This window comes from Shewanella sp. SG44-6 (assembly GCF_014164185.1).
Lineage (GTDB): Bacteria > Pseudomonadota > Gammaproteobacteria > Enterobacterales > Shewanellaceae > Shewanella > Shewanella vesiculosa.
Genome location: NZ_JACJER010000045.1, coordinates 14,827 through 34,473, shown reverse-complemented (window position 1 = coordinate 34,473; position 19,647 = coordinate 14,827). Strand labels below are relative to the sequence as shown.

The 19,647-nt window shown below is 42.3% G+C and carries 12 protein-coding genes; 7 read left to right on the top strand and 5 right to left on the bottom strand.

Annotated features, from left to right (window positions below):
• Nucleotides 1-65 precede the first annotated feature (65 nt).
• Nucleotides 66-1,622: a sigma-54 dependent transcriptional regulator gene (locus H5185_RS10180; protein ID WP_182697878.1), complete on the bottom strand. Its 1,557-nt coding sequence runs from the start codon at nucleotides 1,620-1,622 to the stop codon at nucleotides 66-68.
• On the bottom strand, nucleotides 1,622-4,219 hold the full coding sequence (locus tag H5185_RS10175; protein WP_182697877.1) for a PAS domain S-box protein: 2,598 nt from the start codon (nucleotides 4,217-4,219) through the stop codon (nucleotides 1,622-1,624). The genes H5185_RS10180 and H5185_RS10175 overlap by 1 nt, the downstream gene beginning before the upstream one ends.
• 516 nt (nucleotides 4,220-4,735) lie before the next feature.
• Between H5185_RS10175 and H5185_RS10170 the strand changes: the two genes are divergently transcribed.
• Together H5185_RS10170 and H5185_RS10165 are read left to right on the top strand one after the other, a co-directional pair.
• Nucleotides 4,736-7,405, top strand: coding sequence for an Ig-like domain-containing protein (locus tag H5185_RS10170; protein WP_182697876.1), 2,670 nt, complete (start codon nucleotides 4,736-4,738; stop codon nucleotides 7,403-7,405).
• Nucleotides 7,406-7,702: 297 nt separating this feature from the next.
• Entirely contained in the window at nucleotides 7,703-9,151 is a 1,449-nt protein-coding gene (locus H5185_RS10165; protein ID WP_182697875.1) for an ice-binding family protein, read from the top strand.
• Between the two features lie 348 nt (nucleotides 9,152-9,499).
• Here H5185_RS10165 and H5185_RS10160 read toward each other — a convergent pair whose 3' ends face one another.
• On the bottom strand, nucleotides 9,500-10,009 hold the full coding sequence (locus tag H5185_RS10160; RefSeq protein ID WP_182697874.1) for an SCP2 domain-containing protein: 510 nt from the start codon (nucleotides 10,007-10,009) through the stop codon (nucleotides 9,500-9,502).
• 140 nt (nucleotides 10,010-10,149) lie between these two features.
• Between H5185_RS10160 and H5185_RS10155 the strand changes: the two genes are divergently transcribed.
• From H5185_RS10155 to H5185_RS10140, 4 genes are all read left to right on the top strand, one after another.
• The gene (locus H5185_RS10155) at nucleotides 10,150-11,151 is read left to right on the top strand and encodes a peptidase U32 family protein (protein ID WP_124017613.1); all 1,002 of its coding nucleotides are present in this window, start codon (nucleotides 10,150-10,152) and stop codon (nucleotides 11,149-11,151) included.
• A 9-nt stretch (nucleotides 11,152-11,160) separates the two neighbouring features.
• Nucleotides 11,161-12,108, top strand: coding sequence for a U32 family peptidase (locus H5185_RS10150; protein WP_182722042.1), 948 nt, complete (start codon nucleotides 11,161-11,163; stop codon nucleotides 12,106-12,108).
• 436 nt (nucleotides 12,109-12,544) lie between these two features.
• Nucleotides 12,545-13,822 carry a YjiH family protein gene (locus H5185_RS10145; RefSeq protein WP_259395217.1) on the top strand — a complete coding sequence of 426 codons (1,278 nt, stop codon included), beginning with the start codon at nucleotides 12,545-12,547 and terminating at the stop codon, nucleotides 13,820-13,822.
• A 158-nt stretch (nucleotides 13,823-13,980) separates the two neighbouring features.
• Nucleotides 13,981-14,346 (top strand): PilZ domain-containing protein, encoded by a 366-nt coding sequence (locus H5185_RS10140; protein WP_124017616.1) that lies wholly within the window; start codon nucleotides 13,981-13,983, stop codon nucleotides 14,344-14,346.
• A gap of 85 nt (nucleotides 14,347-14,431) precedes the next feature.
• Here the strand turns inward: H5185_RS10140 and radA are convergent, their stop codons facing one another.
• Nucleotides 14,432-15,811: a DNA repair protein RadA gene (radA, locus tag H5185_RS10135; protein WP_182697871.1), complete on the bottom strand. Its 1,380-nt coding sequence runs from the start codon at nucleotides 15,809-15,811 to the stop codon at nucleotides 14,432-14,434.
• 424 nt (nucleotides 15,812-16,235) lie between these two features.
• Here radA and H5185_RS10130 point away from each other — a divergent pair, with 424 nt between their 5' ends.
• Nucleotides 16,236-18,620, top strand: coding sequence for a PilZ domain-containing protein (locus H5185_RS10130; RefSeq protein WP_182697870.1), 2,385 nt, complete (start codon nucleotides 16,236-16,238; stop codon nucleotides 18,618-18,620).
• Nucleotides 18,621-18,655: 35 nt separating this feature from the next.
• Here H5185_RS10130 and H5185_RS10125 read toward each other — a convergent pair whose 3' ends face one another.
• Complete coding sequence (locus H5185_RS10125; RefSeq protein ID WP_182697869.1) at nucleotides 18,656-19,564, bottom strand: alpha/beta hydrolase; 909 nt, start codon at nucleotides 19,562-19,564, stop codon at nucleotides 18,656-18,658.
• Between the last annotated feature and the right edge of the window lie 83 nt (nucleotides 19,565-19,647).

The window sequence follows — 19,647 nt, the reverse complement described above, 5'->3', positions numbered from 1 at the left end:
TCCTATTTGCTCATTGATGGCATCGTCATAGTTCAGCTTATGACTCACTTAATGTTATCAGTCAGCTAATTTGACTGGCGTATGATGCCATATTTGCGCATTCTGGCGCGCAAGGTGCTGGGGTTAAGTCCAAGAAGTAGTGCTGCGCCTTTATGGCCTTCAATTCGCCAACCTGTCTGCTGCAATACTTTAGCGATATGTTCACATTCCAGCTCAACCAAGCCCTTTATCGAAGCATCATCTCTGGGCACTCGTTTTTCAAAACTATCAAAGCGATCTAAGATCTGCAGTGTATTTCCTTCGCTAAGGATAACGGCTCGTTCAATAGCACTCTCCAACTCTCGCACATTGCCAGGCCATTGATGTTGCAGTAAGGCTTGATGAGCTTCTTGGCTGATAGTGTCAATCAACTTACCTATTTTCTTGTTAAATTTAATCACAAAATGATTAACCAACAGCGGGATATCTTCTTTACGTTGTCTTAAAGGCGGCAAGGTGATTGGGAATACGTTCAAGCGGTAATAGAGATCTTCACGAAATTTGCCATTACGCACTTCCTCAATCAGGTTGCGGTTAGTCGCGGCAATAATTCTCACATCCACCTTTATAGTACGCGGACTGCCTAGCCGTTCAAATTCTCCATCTTGAATAATTCTCAGTAGCTTAGCTTGCATCTCTAGCGGCATTTCACCAATTTCATCTAAGAACAAGGTGCCACCATCAGCCAGCTCAAAACGGCCTATCTGTTTGCTGTCTGAACCGGTGAATGCTCCCCGCTCACGGCCAAACAATTCGCTCTCTATCAGGCTCGCAGGTAAGGTGGTGCAGTCTACTGTGATCAACGGACGCGTTTTTCGCGAACTGCGGCTATGGATAGCACGGGCAACAACCCCTTTGCCAGTGCCAGTCTCACCGAGCAGCAATACTGTGGCATCCATTGGAGCAACTTGCTCAACGTTCTGAAAGACCTGCGACAGCAGTTTGCTATTACCGATTATTTCGTCAAAATTAAACTGCCGCGCAACTTCCTTTTGAAGATAAATATTTTCGGCCTGAAGCTTGTCCTTTAATTGCTTTATTTGTATGTAAGTCTCTCTCAGTGACGCTTCAGCCTTTTTACGTTCATCAATTTCCTGCCCGAGTAGCAAGTTAGTCTTGGTCAACTCTAGCGTACGCTTTTGTACAGTGTCTTCCAAAGAGAGGTTATTTTTTGCCAATTTTTTATACAGTAAACTCACTTCCAACATATTATGAATACGGGTTTTCACCTCGACCAAGTCAAAGGGCTTGCTAATAAAATCCTTGGCCCCCGCTTGTAATGCCTGAAGTTTATGATTGGGTTGGGCAGTGAGCACCAGCACTGGTAAATAATCCATGCTATGGTCTGCCTTAAGCGCAGCCATAACCTCGAATCCATCCATTTTTGGCATCTGTAAATCAAGCAAAATCACATCATAGCGATTAATCCGGTTGAGGTCGCAAACAACTAAAGGATCCATGCTTGTCGTTACCTGGGTATAACCGCTATCAAGTAATAATTGCTCCAACAGAAGCACATTAGGCTCTTGATCATCGACAATCAAAATCTTAGCGTTGAGTATATCGCTTGCATTAATTTTCATTATTTTGCCTCATCATCAGCGATTACAGCAGACTTATTGGCATGCTCAAGCGCTATGTCGACAGTCTTCAGAAATTCATTGATCCGCAGTGGTTTAGTTAGATAATGAAAGAAGCCGGCATCCAGACCTTTCTTAATGTCTCGGGGAATGGCATTTGCACTGAGAGCGACCACGGGTATAGACGCTGTTATCGGACTTTCCCTGAGAATTTTCAATGCAACTAAGCCGCTAATTCCCGGTAGATTAATGTCCATCAAAATAATATCCGGCTGATGGGTATGTGCCATTTCAATACCTTGAATCGCATCGGCAGCACTGAGAAAACGCAGATTAGGTCGACGAGAAATAATGTTCTCAACAAGCATCAAATTAGCCGGATTATCTTCAACATACAGTAAGGTTTGCAAATGCTCAGGGGCTTTATATTGTAGCGCTTTGGTGACCATTATTGCGCTGTCAGCAAGCTTAGATACCGGTTCGTCGGTTCGCTGTAGTTCAAACCAGAAGACACTCCCTACGCCAACGGTACTTTGCACACCAATGACTCCCCCCATCGATTCAACCAGACGCTTACTCACCACCAGGCCTATTCCTGTACCTTGTTGATTATTAGCTTCTTGACCGAGGCGGTTAAAAGGTTGAAAAAGTTGCCCGAGTTGCTCAGCTGATAATCCTTCACCTGTATCTCGAACACTGAACCGCACCATATCATCGCTGCTTTGACTGTGCTCCAATATCACGCTTCCACCCTTTCGGTTGTATTTAATCGCATTGGAAAGCAGATTAATAATCACCTGCTTTAGCCGGGTCCTATCGACGTGAAGAAAATCTTTGGTCGTAGATCGGTTAAAGATGACGTTGATGTCATGGATTTTAGCTTGTGGCTCACTCATCAACACACACTCTTGCATGACTTCGGACAGCGAAACCACTTCAACTGACATAGGCAGCTTGCCGGATTCGATTAGCGCTAGATCCAGAATTTCATTGATAAGCTCCAACAAATACCATCCGGCTTTGAGGATCTGAGTAATGCTACGTTTCTGAGCGGGCAGTGGCGCGGGAGTACTTGATTCCATAAGCTGTGCAAAACCTAAGATCGCACCCAGTGGGGTTCGAAGCTCATGGCTCATACTGGAAAGAAAATCCGATTTGGCGAGATTGGCTTTCTCAGCCACAGCTTTAGCATTTTCCAGTTCGATGTTCTTTTCCAGCAGTTTTTGATTTAGGCGATTACGCTCAGTGACATCGCGGGCGCCATAAAAAATCCCCTGTAATTTATTGTCTCGGTGATAAAAGGTGGCCGCATTAATGGAAACTACGGTTTCTTTGCCGCTCTTGTTGCGGGCGGTCAATTCATAATCTGAGATTATCTTTTCACTTAACACCCTTTTTATGCCCGCTGCGGCAAACTCAGGATCGGTAAAGTAGTCTTTGAATGGGGTGCCTATAAGGGAATCACGCTGGTTACCTGTAAGCTCTTCCATTTGTTTATTGACATCGGTAATAATGCCGGACGGATCAGTGGTCGTCAGCGCATCAATGTTGGATTCAATCAGGTTACGAGTATAGAAATGTTGATCTTGCAGGCGCCGACTAAGTTCTTTCTGTTCTTCTTCGATACGCTTACGCGCGGTATTATCGGTTCCTATTAACAAATAGCCTATGATAGCCTGGCGCTCATCACGCAATGCCGTGACGGACACTACTGCTGGGAAGCGGCTGCCATCTTTACGTATGTAAGTCAGCTCGTAGATATCCTCAATACCGCGCCGAGCCTTAAATACTAGCGCATCGAAACCAGGTGTAATTGCTGTGTCCAGTTCAATACTGAGCTCTTTAGCGCGCTCGATGACTTCTTTGGGGTCGGAAATATCTGCTGGGGTGATCTTGTTCATCACCTCGTCAGCGGTATAACCCAGCATTCGCTCGGCACCCACATTAAATATCTGAATAACACCATGAGCATCGGTAGCAATACTGGAAAAATTAGCACTGTTAAAAATGGCTTTCTGCAGTGCACCAGCTTTGAGCAAAGCTTCTTCTGCCTGCTTGCCAACACTGTTATCTGTGCCAATCAAAAGATAACCTATGATGATACCTTGGTCGTCGCGAAGTGCTGTAACCGATACAACAGCTGGAAAGCGACTACCATCCTTACGGATATAAGTTAATTGGTAAATGTCTTCAATACCGCGTGACGCCTTAAACACCAGCGCGTCGAAACCAGGTTCTATTGGCGTGCAGAGTTCTACAGAAAGCGCCTTGGCGCGGGCGATGATTTCCTGGGGATCGGATATCTCGGCAGGGGTAATGTTGTCCACTACTTCGATGGCTGAATAACCTAGCATCCGCTCGGCGCCAACATTAAAAATTTGGATAACCCCTTTAGCATCAGTAGCAATACAAGAGAAGTTAGCGCTATTAAAAATAGCTCGCTGCAAGGCACCCGCATTTAGCAATGCCTCTTCAGCATGTCTGCGTTCGCTGCTCTCATCAATCACGGCTTCGAACAGATTGATACCCTCCCCTTTAATAAAGCTTGATAAGCTTTTAATCTCGTCAGCCTGGGCACGTTTTGTATCATCACCTTTCATTACTAACCTCTATAACCATCCAATGGTTTTGACGGGGTCGACATGTTGGCCCAGAGACAAAATCTGCCGCGTAGGTATCGTTATCTGGTATTTAAGACGGGAATATCAATGCCGTCCTACTTGAGTATCGGTAGCGCTTGTCTTACAACCACCACATATACCGCACCATAATACCGCCTATAACAGAAATACCCTCAACATATTACATTTCTTTCATATATTGAGGCCGTAGCAATATTGATAATTAAAAAAAATAAAATTAACTCATTGTTAATAATAAACTAAATTCATTTTTTAACAAAAAACACTTTCGGTACGATATTTGCAAATTAGGTTATTAGTGTTCTCGAAATCTTACTCGGACCAGTACTCAGATTTTTCAATTCGTGGATATCGCATAACAAGAAAATCTCACTGAGTTATCAGCACTCATGGCTAACAAGAATCGCAGCCGTTTTTTGCTGATGTAGAAAAGGTAAATTAACGCAATTTAATAAAATCATTAGGAAGAAGAGAATGAATAGTTCCCTAAAAAAGACTTATCTCGTATTCACTATGCTATTAGGACTTATCCTTTTAGCTGGGTGTAATGGCGATAGCAGCAACGATAACAACAATAATGGGGTGTTACTTACAGCCATTGCTGTTACCCCTGCAGACTCAAGCATGCCATTGGGCTTGAAGCAACAGTTTACAGCCATAGGCACCTATTCAGATGGCACGTCGTCTGATATCACCAACTCGGTAACTTGGTCATCTGATGACTCAGCAGTTGCCACTATTAATACCAGTGGTATAGCCATGGGAGTTATCCCTGGTTCCTCTACTATCACAGCATCCATTATCGACTCATTATCAAACGAGCAATCCGCAACGGCCACGCTAACCATCACGGATGCGACCTTAACGGCTTTGGCTATCACACCAACCAACCCCAGCGTAGCTAAGGGGTTGAGCAAACAATTTGCTGTTACGGGTACTTATTCGGATGGTACTTCGCCAGATGTGACCACTTCAGTAACGTGGTCCTCGGCGAATACGCTAGTTGCTACCATAAATGCTAGTGGCCTTGCTAGTGGCGTTGCTATTGGTTCTGCAGTTATTAGCGCATCTTTAGGATCTGATGAAATAACGACTGAGCTCAACATCACAGATGCTATTTTGAGCTCAATAGCGTTAACGCCCGTTGAACCAAGTATTGCCAAAGGCATGACCCAACAGTTTACTGCTATCGGTACTTATTCTGATGGTACATCAGTGGATATAAGTGCTTCAGCAAGCTGGTCATCTGCGGACACACTGGTTGCCACAATGAATACCGGTGGGGCTGCTAAAGGAGTGAGTATAGGTTCATCTGTTATTACGGCAGATTTTCAAGCTCAATCAGCAACCTCATTGCTGACAGTTACCGACGCCACTTTAACGTCAATCATGTTAACACCAGCCAACCCACATATACCTAAAGGTAATACCCTGCAGTTGACTGCTACTGGTATTTACTCAGATGGTATCTCGGTTGATATGACCAGCTCAGCTATTTGGTCATCTTCAGACACCCTAATTGCCACTGTGAATGCCGATGGTATTGTCAGTGGTATTGCTTCGGGTTCTACAATTATTACCGCGACATCGGCTGCGCTGTCAGCCACCACTAACGTAACAATCACAGATACAAGTTTGACGTCAATTGCAGTAACACCAGGTAATCCCACTATAGCTAAAGATTCGAATAAACAGCTCACCGCTACCGGCACTTATTCTGATGGGTCGCTAGCAAATATTACGAACGCTGTAACTTGGTCATCAGCAGATACCTTAGTGGCTACAGTAAATAATACCGGTCTTGCAAATGGAATTAGCACTGGCTCATCACTTATCAACGCAAGCGCTGGAGGGGTCTCCGGTAGTACAAACATGACCATTACTAGCGCCGTATTAAGTTCAATTGTGGTATCGCCAACCAATCCAAGCCTTGTTAAAGGTATGAACAAGCAGTTTGCTGCAACTGGAACTTATTCTGATGGATCTGTAGCAGATATTTCTACCTCGGTTACTTGGTCATCTACAGATACCTTGGTTGCTACAATTGATGTCAATGGTCTTGCCAATGGCAAGGTGGCTGGCTCATCACTTATTACCGCAACTTCAGGAGCACAATCAGACAGTACTAATTTAACCGTTACCGATGCCACCTTGAATTCAATTGATATAACACCTGTTAATCCAAGTATTGTTAAGAACTCAAGCCAAAACTTTGTTGCTATTGGTCATTATTCAGACGGTAGTACAACAGATATCACATCGACGGTAATGTGGTCTTCAGCAGATACACAGGTTGCTACATTAAATCCCAATGAACAGCTAAATAGTGGGCGTGCGACAGCTATTGAAGTAGGCTCATCAGTGATTCAAGCAACACTAATTGGCGTATTTGCGGATACAACACTTAATGTTACTGCAGCTCTGCCCAATAACCCATTAGCACCTGAATTGGGTGAAGTGGCACGTTTTGTCATGCTTGCCTCACAAGCTATTACGACGACAAGTGGTTCTGCCATTGTCGATGGTGATTTAGGTATTCTTGACCAGGCACGTTCTTATTACGCAGGATTTACCGCAGGCGTTAATGCTGGCGAATTTGACGAATTAACCAATGGCTTGTCTTATGCTGGCGACGATAGCACACCACCTTATGTTGTACCGGTGCCTTATGCCTCTATGGTTGCATTTATTAACCAGTCCAGAACAGATCTTGGTATTGCCTATAATTTCCTCGCGGCAGATCCAAACCCAAATGCGGCAACCCAGATTTGCCCTATTGAATTGGGCAATCTGACTCTGACTCGTGGTGTGTATAAAACCGCAGCCGATGTGACCCTGCAAACAGGTACTCTCACTCTTGATGGCGAAGGAGACCCTGACTCTGTGTTCATCTTCACCATAGGCGGAAACCTAACTTCTGGTGCTCCAGGTGGCGATATTGTGCTTATTAATGGCGCACAAGCAAAGAACGTCTATTGGAGAACCGCTGGAAAGACAGTTATCGGCACTAATACCAAATTCTCTGGCAATGTTTTCGCTTGGTCAGAAGTGAATGTATTGACTGGAGCAAGCGTTACAGGTCGATTGTTTGCGGTCACTGATCAGGTAACGCTAGACGCAAATGCCATAAGCAAAGCACCATAGTGTCACTCTCTACTGACATTCACATTAACACTTAGGACCAAAATAGGGAGACAGACAGCTTGTTTCCCAATGACCTAAAAAACACCTCACTATTGTGTTTTTTAGGTACTTATTAGTGAAAGGTTTTCGCTTATAAGCCATTTTACCGTTCACATGTTTGCTAACAATGCCCACCAATGTGTGGGCCAAACATAGCCCCTCCAAGCAGCAAAGACAAATCCATTTATCGGTTTAATATCCGACAATATGACGCAACATTCTTTGTAATGTGATCTTAAGTTTTTCAAGGATATAACAATGCATATACGAAAAAATAATTTTACCCCGCCAATATGGGCTGGCAGCATATTGTTGCTTACCTTAATCGCTGGTTGTAATAGTGACAATAATACTGACTCGGCCATTGTGCCGACTATTAATGCCAGTAACCCAAGTGATCTTGCTATCGATGTGGCGATCAATCAACAAATCACCGCAACCTTCGGCGAAGCGATGAACGAGCAGACGATTAACGATGTCAGCTTTACCTTAATGGCTCCGAATCAAGCCGCCGTGTTAGGCACAGTTTCTTATGATGAAACAAGTCATACTGCCGTATTTGCTCCAAACAGTGATTTTACCCATAACACTCTGTATCAAGCATCTATCACCACTGAAGTCACAAATACGGCAGGCATAGCGCTTGCCAGTGGTTTTAGTTGGTCATTTACGACCTCTGCATTACCCGATGTTATTGCCCCACAGGTTGTATCAAACTCCCCAGCCGATCTCGCACAGAGCTTTGCCTTAAATAGAAATGTGACAGCTGAGTTTAGTGAAGCACTTGCTCCTAATACGCTAAACGGTACTAGCTTTACCCTAAGTGACGGGACAAATCTTGTCGCTGGTGTGATTAGCGTTCAAGGCACAAGCGCAACGTTTAATCCAGACGATAATTTAGCGGCCAATACACTTTATACCGCAACTCTGACCACGGCTATCAGCGATTTAGCGATGCCGGCAAATTTATTGGCAGCTAATTTCAGCTGGAGCTTTACCACCAGTGATGTTGCCGCTATGGGGCCTGAACCAGTGAAGTTAAACACTTCGGGTGATTTTGCTATTCTAACTAAGACTGGAATCACCAATATTCCAGCGTCTGCTATTACAGGCAATATAGGTTCAAGCCCAATCACAGCTGCAGCGATGGATAACGTGTTTTGTGATGAAATCAGCGGGACTATTTATGGTGCTGATGCTGCTTATACGGGCAGCGGTGCAATTACTTGTTTTGCTGGCGCAGCAGAAGATAACACCCTAGTGGCCAACGCAGTACTTGATATGGGCACAGCCTATAACGATGCAGCTGGCAGAACCTTACCTGACTATACTGAACTAGGCGCTGGTGATATCAGTGGCATGACACTAGAGCCAGGTTTATATAAGTGGAGTTCAGGTGTGTTGATTTCGACTGACATTGCTATTTCTGGCAGTGCCAACGACGTGTGGATTTTCCAAATAGCAGGTGACCTTACTCAAGCAGCAGCCAGTCGTATTAATTTACAAGGTGGCGCTCAGGCAAAAAATATCTTCTGGCAGGTTGGCGGAAGTGCGGGAGTCTCACTTGACACCACAGCGCATTTTGAAGGAGTCATTTTAGCTGAAAAAGGCATCAGCATAAACACAGATGCAACGATTAACGGCAGATTAATGTCACAAACAGCGGTCACTTTAGACCACAATATCGTGACTCAACCTACTGAATAACCGTCGTAATAGTCGAACACTAGCAATAGCCTAGCGCTCGCAATCCATGACGTCATGCGTCATAACATTAAAATCCGCTAAACCTGGTTTAGCGGATTTTTTATATCATAAAGAGCTAAAAAGCATATAGGTTAATTGACGCCATTAAGCGCGTTACTTTAAACTAACGCCTATAGCGCGATAAGATCGATCACGGATTGAATCTACTTTACTCACGGTTAAATGATAACGTCAGGATTTGCGCTTGTATCTCATCTTGATTCGCTAATATTGAGCATCTAATCTTATGTACCTAGCATCGGCAAAACGGCGCAAAATGCGCCGTTTTTCATGGTCAAACAAGCAAAACTATTCACAGGGTCTTAACATGTGGAGCATTTTTGCCAGTTGCTCGATGCCGATCTGAGCGGGTTTGGGTAAGTTATCTAATTCAATAGATAACAATAGATTTTTAACTTGTAACCCTAACTCAGTATCCCCTTCTATACGTAATTTACGTTGAAAAAATAAGGTATCAGGATCTTCTATCCCCGCGGCCACTAATATCAATTCTGGCACATTGGCACTTAAAGTCACATCAGGCTGAGTAAACGATCGTACTTGTAATTGTTGAGCAATCCCCACCTCAAAACGTAAACCAATATCATCAACACAAATCCCCACCCACTTGTGTTTGAGAAAATCGAGCTCATCTGACTGTAATTGTTCAGTTAACACTCGATTAAGCAGTGTATTGATCGCGGCTATTTTTAATTTTTCTGGCATGACACTGAGCGAGCGGCGACTAACCTGAGGTGCGAAATGCAATACCTTTTGCGCTAAGTGTTGCGATAATTGTTGTGATAATGCCTGAGCCATCGAGAGTACCTACTTGCAAATAGAGCCAATAATCAAGTGAGTTTACTGGTAATTTATCTAACGAAACCTGTTTTAAATCAAATCATGTTAACTCAATCACATTTACACTCCTGTTCTTTGAAAAAAATGAGAACACCAATATGGAACTCTTATGCCCCGCCGGTAATTTAGCGTCACTCAAAGCCGCGCTCAATGCCGGTGCTGATGCGGTTTACCTTGGACTAAAAGATGACACCAATGCGCGTTCGTTTGCAGGATTAAACTTTTCTGCCCCACAGCTAGCTCAAGCGACTCACTTAGCCCATAACCAAGGCCGAAAGGTGTTTTTAACCCTAAACACCTTCCCTAAACCCGGTGAGGAACATCGCTGGTATCAAGCAGTTGATTTAGCCGCACAATTAGAAATGGATGCGCTTATCGTTGCCGATTTATCATTACTCGATTATGCCCACCAGCATTATCCACACCTTCCGTTGCATTTATCGGTGCAAGCCAGTGCGACCAACCTCGGAGCGCTGTCATTTTACCAACAAGCTTTTAATATTGAACGGGCTGTATTACCACGAGTGCTGTCAATAAAGCAGGTTCGCGATTTAGCGAAAGTCAGCTCTGTGGATCTGGAAGTCTTTGCATTTGGCAGTTTGTGCATCATGGCGGAAGGACGTTGTCATTTATCATCATATGTTACAGGTCAATCCCCAAATACCGGTGGCTCATGCTCTCCCGCGAATCATGTTCGCTGGCAAGACAGTGGCAGTGATAAATTAACCAGACTGAATAATGTGTTAATCGATAAAGCCGATGCGAGTCAACAACTGGGCTATCCAGTGGTCTGTAAGGGTCGATATGTTGCTGAATACGATCAAGATGCAAAATATTTACTCGAATCACCCACCAGCTTAAGCACCTTAAGCTTATTACCTGAACTCGCTAAAGCGGGCATCAAATCACTCAAAATTGAAGGACGTCAGCGCAGCCCTGCTTATGTAAGTCAAGTGACCCACGTTTGGCGCAGTGCTATCGACACTTATTTGGCCAATCCCGATTCTTTTTGCGAACAACCACAATGGACGCAAGCATTGGCTAAAGTATCCGAAGGACAAATCACCACATTGGGCGCTTATCAGCGTCAATGGCAATAAGGTTACAGAATGAAAATATCTCTTGCTCCAATTAGCTACTGCTGGTCAAAACCTGACGTTGAGCTTTTCTATCAACAAGTGGCATTAAGTCATATTGATACTGTTTACTTAGGTGAAACCGTGTGCAGTCGTCGCCGCGAACTCAAGTTTAACGACTATCTTGATCTGGCGAATATGCTTAAGTCTTATGGTAAACATGTGGTGTTATCGACCATGGCACTAATAGAAGCACAATCAGAGCTCAATGAATTAAAAAAAGCGATTGAGAATGGTGACTTTAGTATTGAAGCTAATGATATGGCGGCAGTACATTATGCACAGCAAGCCAAAGTTCCTTTTGTGTGCGGACCAATGATTAATAATTACAATCGGGCCAGTCTGGATTTACTGCATAAAAAAGGCATGTTCCGCTTTGTTATGCCATGTGAGTTATCTCAACAGTGGTTAAGTCGTATCATCAATCAAGGTGATAAACCCAAGTTTGAAATTGAAGTGCTCGGCCACGGCTATATGCCGCTAGCTCTTTCAGCGCGCTGCTTTACCGCTAAGCATTACCAATTACCGAAAGATAAATGCCAAACGATTTGCCAACGCCACAGCAAAGGTTTATTGGCTCAAACTCAAGAGTCGCAGCCCTTATTACGCTTAAATGGCATTCAAACTCAATCAGCGGCGCAAATAAATCTGATTAACCAAATTCCCCAGATGATCACCATGGGAGTGGACTATTGGCGGATTTCACCCAACAAATTAACCGATATTGACTTGGGTTCTGAGCTTGCCAGCGCACTACAACAGGTAACAAACGACCCATTTAATACTGAAGAACTATTCAATCAACAATTTAATCACAAGCAGCATACTGCAATCATTCATCATCATTGCAATGGTTACTGGTTCGGATTGCCGGGCATGGACTATCGCCAAGAGAACCAAGAAACTGTGTTTCCGTCATAAAAACTCAGCCGATTGCCATTAATGCAACCACTCATAACAATGATAATATTCATGTTCATTAATGGCATACAAGCGACTTAAAAACTCACACACTCAAAGCTGAAACACTCCAGAAACAAATCATTAACCAAATGATTATATTAGTTATTTATCATGTACAACATCATTCCCGCAAAGTAAATATCTACTCATATTTAACTAATATCTATTCGATTAAGTTATCATTTTACATACAGCAAAGAAGGGGGTAACCTTGCCTACCCAAAAAACACAACTGAATGGACATTCAATCTCTGTCCATAAGAAACAGTTGGATAGCCAAGCTGGCCAACTTACAGCAAATACGTAAGGTGTATTTAACGTGACACACAAAAAACATAACATTAAAACAATTCTTACCTTTATCATTCCGTCACTGATTGGTTTGTTACTGTTTATGACGCCTATCACTGTCAATGGTTCGATTACCATCCCAATTGCAATCATTTCAAAAGCATTGCAAAACCAAATGGGCAGTTCGATTCAGCTTATTGTGACCTGCATCGTTGTATTTATGGCAATAGCCTCATTGCTCACCCAGCTTACTAATCCTAAATTTGTGCGTAAAAATATTTTTTTACGCACCTTATTAAAAGTAAATTTATTTTGGTTAGCCGTGCGAATATTAGGCGCGGTCTTTATTGTCATGGTTTATTTGCAGATGGGACCTGATGCGATTACTTCATCGGCAACGGGTGGTTTAGTCTTAAATGATTTAGTGCCAGTACTATTTTCAGTGTTTATTTTTGCAGGCATGTTATTGCCGCTATTACTCAATTTTGGTTTATTGGAGTTTTTTGGCACGTTATTAACCAAAGTGATGCGTCCAATATTCAATTTACCCGGACGCAGTGCGATTGACTGTATGGCATCCTGGTTAGGTGATGGCAGTGTGGGTATTTTAATGACCACCAAACAATACGAAACCCGTTTTTACACGGCACGAGAAGCAGCCGTTATTGGTACCACTTTTTCAGCGGTATCGATAACTTTCAGTCTAGTGGTTATATCGCAAGTAAAACTTGAGCACTTGTTTGTACCATTCTATCTCACTGTGTGTTTGGCAGGATTTGTCGCCGCTATCATAGTGCCGAAATTACCGCCGTTATCATGGAAAAAAGATCTGTATATCGACGACACCCCACGCCATGAAGATGATGAAACAATTCCTGCCAGTCACGGTGTCTTTTCATGGGGATTTGAACAAGCAATGCAGCGAGCATCCTCTGCTGGTGGCATTAAACATGTCCTAACAGAAGGGATTAAAAACGTTGTTGATATGATTTTTGGGGTAATTCCAGTCGTTATGGCTATTGGTACCGTAGCGTTAGTGCTCGCTGAACATACACCAATTTTTAACTACTTAGGTATGCCATTTATTCCACTGTTAGAGCTACTGCATATTCCTGAAGCCACTGAAGCCTCAAAAACAATTGTGGTAGGATTTGCCGATATGTTTATTCCATCTATATTGGCCAGCTCTATTGAGTCTGACTTAACCCGTTTTGTCATTGCGGCATTATCTGTCACTCAGCTTATTTATATGAGTGAAGTGGGTGCTCTTTTGATTGGTAGTAAAATTCCGGTGAACTTTTTTGAGTTGTTCGTTATCTTTATCCTACGGACATTAGTAACGCTTCCTATTATTGCATTAATGGGCCATTTACTGATTTAGTAGGCGTAACTAAACATAACATCTTAATATCAACTCAGGAGCGCATTGCGCTCCTTTTTTATACAAAATATTCTCTGCGTAACCGAGATAAATCGAGTATGCTTAACAAATAAGCATTGGCTATGTACCATAGCCATATTGATGACTAAGGGTGAACCATGGACAACAGACGTAAATTTTCTCGTATTTTATTTGCAGCCAGTGCGCATCTTGCGCAAACAGAACAAACTTGGCGCACTAAAATTTTAGATTTAAGTCTCAATGGCGCTCTAGTAGAACTGCCAGCAGGTTATACTGGTCAGCTACATACCATTTTAACCTTAGCGTTTGTGTTAGCCGATTCTGATATTGAACTGCACATGGAGGCGGAAATTGTTCATAAGACCCCAGAACATCTTGGCTTAAAATGCACTCATATTGATGTTGACAGCATTACTCATCTGCGCCGTATTATCGAACTCAATATGGGCGATGCAGAATTATTAGATCGTGAGCTTACCTCGTTAATCACACCAGTTCCTTAAGCTTGCAGATAAACCATGAGATGTAAAAAAGGTAAGCCAATGACTTACCTTTTTTATACCAATAGTCCGCTGTATCACTCGAAAACTAATTAATCAGCTCAAGTAACTCATGGATAGTTTTAACTGGGATGATTTTTGCGCCGAGCCCTTCCATGGTTTTATGATAATTACGAAATGGAATAAAAATCTCCGTAAAACCATGCTGCGCAGCTTCTCTCACTCTGGGCACTCCGCTATCAATTGGGCGCACATCACCATTCAAGCTCAACTCACCCATAATACAAGTGGTTCTTGGCACCACAAAGTCATTTAAACTGCTCAATAATGCTGTCACTAGCGCTAAATCGATACAGGTTTCTGACTCATCAATTTTTAACCCACCAACGATATTAAAAAATGTGTCGTGGAATATTTTGGTTTTAGTATGTTTACGCAAAATACCGGTTAACATTTTAATCCGATTCATGTTTAACCCCACACATACACGCTGGGGAAATTCTGATTCAGTTTCAGTTGTTAAACATTGGATTTCTAATAGTAAATTACGGTTACCTTTACGAATACAGGTAATAGTCGAGCCAGGTGACTCTGTAGTAGAACCCGATAAGAATATCTCACTGGGATTATCTACGCTCACCATACCGCGTTCGCTCATGCGGAATATGCCCACGGTATCAACATCACCAAAACGGTTTTTATTGGCGCGCAAAGTGCGAATTTGACCATCATTAGTGTCGATATGTAACAGTGAATCCACGATATGCACTAAGGTTTGCGGCCCAGCAATTTCGTTATTTTTATTCACATGAGCAATAATGAACATGGTGACATTATTTTTTTTACAATATTGCGTAAATGCCTGCGCCGCCGTTTTAACTTGTGAAGGCGATCCTGGGCTGCCATTGGCGGCATCTGTGACGACCGCTTGAATAGAGTCAATCACCGCAAACTTGATTTGCTTGGCTTCTAATTCCTCAATAATAGCTTCTACACTGGTTTCAGACAGCAAAAACAAGTTATCTTCGTTGTAATGAAGCTTTAAACGATTAACTCGGTTTTTAAACTGCGATAATGACTCTTCTGCAGTACAGTATAATGATGCCATCGACTGTGACATTCGGGCCACTAGATCAGATAACAAGGTCGTTTTACCTGCGCCAGGATCACCGGAAATAATATTCACCGAGCCCGTGGTCAAACCACCGCTAAGCACTCGGTCTAATTCACCGATCTCAGTAAGTCTTTTTTCAGCATCCTGTGACTCAACTTCACTGAGTTTTTTTGAACCACCACCAGCAGCACCGGCGTATCCCAATACCGAAGTACGAGAAGTAGTGCTTTTTGTGGCAGATAATTTCATTTCCACTAAAGAGTTCCACGCACCACAACGACACTGTCCCTGCCAACGAGGATAATCTAGGCCGCAATCGTCACAAACAAATGCCATTTTTGGAGCTTTTGCCATGTTAATTCCCATGTTGCAAATCAATTAATACAATAAGATTGATACTATTAGGCCTGAGGACCAATCGACAATCACTGTGAACATATCATTCTTTATTAGTCATACCGGCTGCTCATCAATACAACTATAACGGCTTAAACCACTCATAAGATAATAATAACAATCAGCTTTACAGAGTTCTTTACGATTAACACCTTGCCCACACGCAATGAACACAAACGCTAAGCCATTATGAATAAGCTTCAAGAACACCAAGATACCGTTAAGACACTATGTTCATCTGAACGGTAAAATAATTAGCTCTAAAATCATTTCAGCATAACTCTCGAACAAGGTTCAAATCTATATTACTATAAAGATCAGCACTTTCTTGCCGATAAAATTATTAGCCAGACTCACAATAAACAATTAAAACGACAAAATAATGAGTTTAGATAACCACAGTGCATTAATCGAACAACTAAAACCTCTGTTCATGGAACCTGATTTTCAGGACGTTTTTGAGCAGTTAACTGCTGACGAATCAAATTCCACCCGTTTTCTTCTGAAAATGGAGCTCAACCGTATCTCATCATTGTGTAACAGAATTATAGATTTACGAGATAAAACAGAACTCCCTTGCAAAGAAGTCGTTATCGCTAATCAAAAGCACTTCCTTGACCAACCCGCTAAAGAGGCTTTAGAGCAAGCACTGCCTTTATACCGCAATCAATATACTCTAGGGGTATACGAACAGGTTATTAAAGCCCATAAGCTGCGACGCATAAAATTAAGAGAAAATATTCCTGCCGAGGCTATTGGCGAAGACAATCCATTTTTAATCCCTGGGGTCGTACTCGGAAGTTACTTTAATCGCTGCGAAGAACGAATGAATTATAGCATTCGAATTCTGGTTTCTCAGCAAGGAATACCCGAAGTTAATGGTATGACACTAGATTTATCTGTGGGCGGTGCGCGGATTAAGTTGCCATTAAAACACCAACTGGATCAAGACAAACCAGTTAAAATTAAACTGCTTGAAATCAGTGATGAGTTTTATGTAGAAGAGCTGCAGCATGGCATTGAATATCAAATAGTTGATGTTCAAAATAAAGACAATACAGCGATTTTTAGACTGAAAAGACTTGGTGGTGGAGAAGCATTAGATAATTTGCTATCACAGCTGATCCGCAGCTATAAATTCCGCTATAAAGTGGATGTCAACGATGTCATTGTTACGGCTACGGGTTTAGGTTATGAGCGTCATTACTTACCATTACTAACCCATTTACCATTATATATCTCCATTGTTGACGGAAAACCACTGATAGCCTATGAATTGCTCGGCAGAGGTAATCAACCGATCCAACATTATTTTCTAGATGAAAATCAAATTAGCCAGCTACCGAGTTTCATTAATACTCGCCGCTTGACCCAATTAATTAAACATCCAGACAATAATGAACATTGTTACTTATTCAGTTTTACTCATAGCGCCCATGGGAAAGTGCATTTTTACTCTGCGACATTAGCAGAGCTCAGAGCAACTAAAAATCTTCATCTATTTTTAGGCTTTGCCTCTACCAAAGCGAGCTGGCGAGTGTTTAGAATTGTCATGCAGCCTATCGATCATAGTAAGAATTATAAAAACTCTACATTACCGGGTGATGATGCTCGATATGGCGCACTTACCGAACAACAATTAGCTCAATTTAGCCATACGTTACAATTAATTGACTTAACAAATAAAGAAGCAAATGAAGACTATCAAAGTTGGTTTGATAAATCCGATGTAAATGGTTTAAAGATATTTTCGCAAGCAAAAACAAAACAACACAGCATTAAAAAAGTATCAATGCCATTTAGTGAACGACGCCATGAAGCTCGGTTCGCCTTTAAAACCTCAATCACAATTCAGCAAGGCGATAAAAAAGCCACCGGTATTACTCACGATATTTCGAGTCGAGGTTTACAACTCACATTTGAAACTTCGACGGATTTTAATGAACCTGGTGCGGTAACATTATCGTTTCCACGTCTACAAGCCGCAGCAGGCAAAGCCAATTTAACCCATTTACCTTATCAGTTAATCCGCAGCAGAATGGGTGGAAAGACTTTGCATTTAAGCGCTTTAATAGGCCATACACCCCATGATGGGGTGGAGTTTTTAAGTAAATTAATTGCCCACAACAAACAGAAGTTTGAGCAACTATCCGATCATGAAGGTCAGCAAAAAGAGCTGGCTGATGGCATGAAAAACCTGTTCATGCGCCAGTTACCCGGTGTACCGTATTTTATCGAAAAAACAGTAAAATCAGCACAAATGGCTTACATAGGTATTGGTACAACGACGGATGAAATTAGCCACTTATTTGCCCAAGATAGTGACAAAGTACTGCAGTACAATTTAATGCCGCTGCTGGAAAATAACCTACTGAAACAAAAGATTATTGACCCTATCAAATTAATGAAACCGAATCAGGATATGGTCTTCTTTGAAGTGTTTATGCAACTGACTCGCCACGCTAGAGGAACAGTACAGATCCAATGTAAACTTAAATCTGAAATCGGTGATCGTCAGCAGCAAATTCAATTTATCACCCAAAGTAAAAAAGCTGGGCGCTTTATGGCATTAAGAGTGTACTTAGGGGCAACTGACAAGCCTGATATGAGCTATATTCGACGCGAGCTAGAGTTTATCCACATTCATGCTAACCACAGAGCAAAGCACCTAGAAGAGCAATTATGGAGAGTGATTGGTTCAGGTGAACTATTAGATATTACTGCTGAAGTTGAACTCCGTTTTCCTAGCTTAATGCCTGCAGCCTAGGTAATACTCAAGCAAGGATAAAATAATCGCTAGCGTTACAGTGTCAAATACCACTGCTTAATTTGCACAAAGTGATCTTGCTCTGCATGTCGATCCGTCAACATTCCTGCATGATCATAATCCAATAAATTACCCTTTTCTTTGGCGAGCAAGGTGTACTTTATCTGGCTAAAACCACATTCATCAATCATATCTCGTACATCTGACGGATTGCCTAATACACGATCATTTTTCCCCGCAATAAACCACGCTGGTGGCCAAACGGCTTTTTCAGCAGCTTGAGCATAATGAAAACTATCATCATGATCAATCCACTCTCCCCTAACCCAATCGATGGTTTGTAATAAGGACGCACTGCTCTCGTTATCCATACCAACGCGGAGTCGACTGGCATTAAAATATCCCTGCTTAGCTATGCATAATGGCGCAAAGCGATTCCAAAAAAAATCGACCATCAACCATTTCTTAAGTGATTTCACCTTTATGGTCCGTTTAGACCCAAAGGTTAGTAACGAAGCTACACTTGATTGCAAATGAGTATACCGAGCTAAACTGCTGGCCATTAATACTCCCCCCCATGAATGAGCACACCAATGAACTTTATTGACTAAAGGATGACGTTGCAGAATAAATTGTTGCACTAAAGGTAATTGCTCACGGATAACCTCACCTTGGCCCAAGGTGAAATCACGATTAATTCTAGGCTCACTCAAGCCTCGACCAGCGGTATCCATTACATAAACATCAAAGCCAGCAGCTGCCAAAAAACAGCCTAACCCACGACCTTTTTCACTGTAAAATACTTTCCCGTTAGACATAGCCCCATGCAACATCAAGATAGGGATACCTAATGCCGTCGGCGACGGAGGGCGAATATGACGCAAATGCAATTGGCCATCACGATATGGAATGAATAATGAGTCTTGGAGGATATCTATTGTCAAAATAAGCAGTTATGTTAGTAATATTGATTATAAAACTAACATTACTGCAGTGAAACACAACTAGAATAGAGTAATAATTCTAT

Bases quoted from the DNA above. Each gene is read 5' to 3' on its own strand.
- H5185_RS10180 (WP_182697878.1), bottom strand. From the start codon at position 1,622: ATGAAAATTAATGCAAGCGATATACTCAACGCTAAGATTTTGATTGTC.
- H5185_RS10175 (WP_182697877.1), bottom strand. From the start codon at position 4,219: ATGAAAGGTGATGATACAAAACGTGCCCAGGCTGACGAGATTAAAAGC.
- H5185_RS10170 (WP_182697876.1), top strand. From the start codon at position 4,736: ATGAATAGTTCCCTAAAAAAGACTTATCTCGTATTCACTATGCTATTA.
- H5185_RS10165 (WP_182697875.1), top strand. From the start codon at position 7,703: ATGCATATACGAAAAAATAATTTTACCCCGCCAATATGGGCTGGCAGC.
- H5185_RS10160 (WP_182697874.1), bottom strand. From the start codon at position 10,009: ATGGCTCAGGCATTATCACAACAATTATCGCAACACTTAGCGCAAAAG.
- H5185_RS10155 (WP_124017613.1), top strand. From the start codon at position 10,150: ATGGAACTCTTATGCCCCGCCGGTAATTTAGCGTCACTCAAAGCCGCG.
- H5185_RS10150 (WP_182722042.1), top strand. From the start codon at position 11,161: ATGAAAATATCTCTTGCTCCAATTAGCTACTGCTGGTCAAAACCTGAC.
- H5185_RS10145 (WP_259395217.1), top strand. From the start codon at position 12,545: ATGACGCCTATCACTGTCAATGGTTCGATTACCATCCCAATTGCAATC.
- H5185_RS10140 (WP_124017616.1), top strand. From the start codon at position 13,981: ATGGACAACAGACGTAAATTTTCTCGTATTTTATTTGCAGCCAGTGCG.
- radA (WP_182697871.1), bottom strand. From the start codon at position 15,811: ATGGCAAAAGCTCCAAAAATGGCATTTGTTTGTGACGATTGCGGCCTA.
- H5185_RS10130 (WP_182697870.1), top strand. From the start codon at position 16,236: ATGAGTTTAGATAACCACAGTGCATTAATCGAACAACTAAAACCTCTG.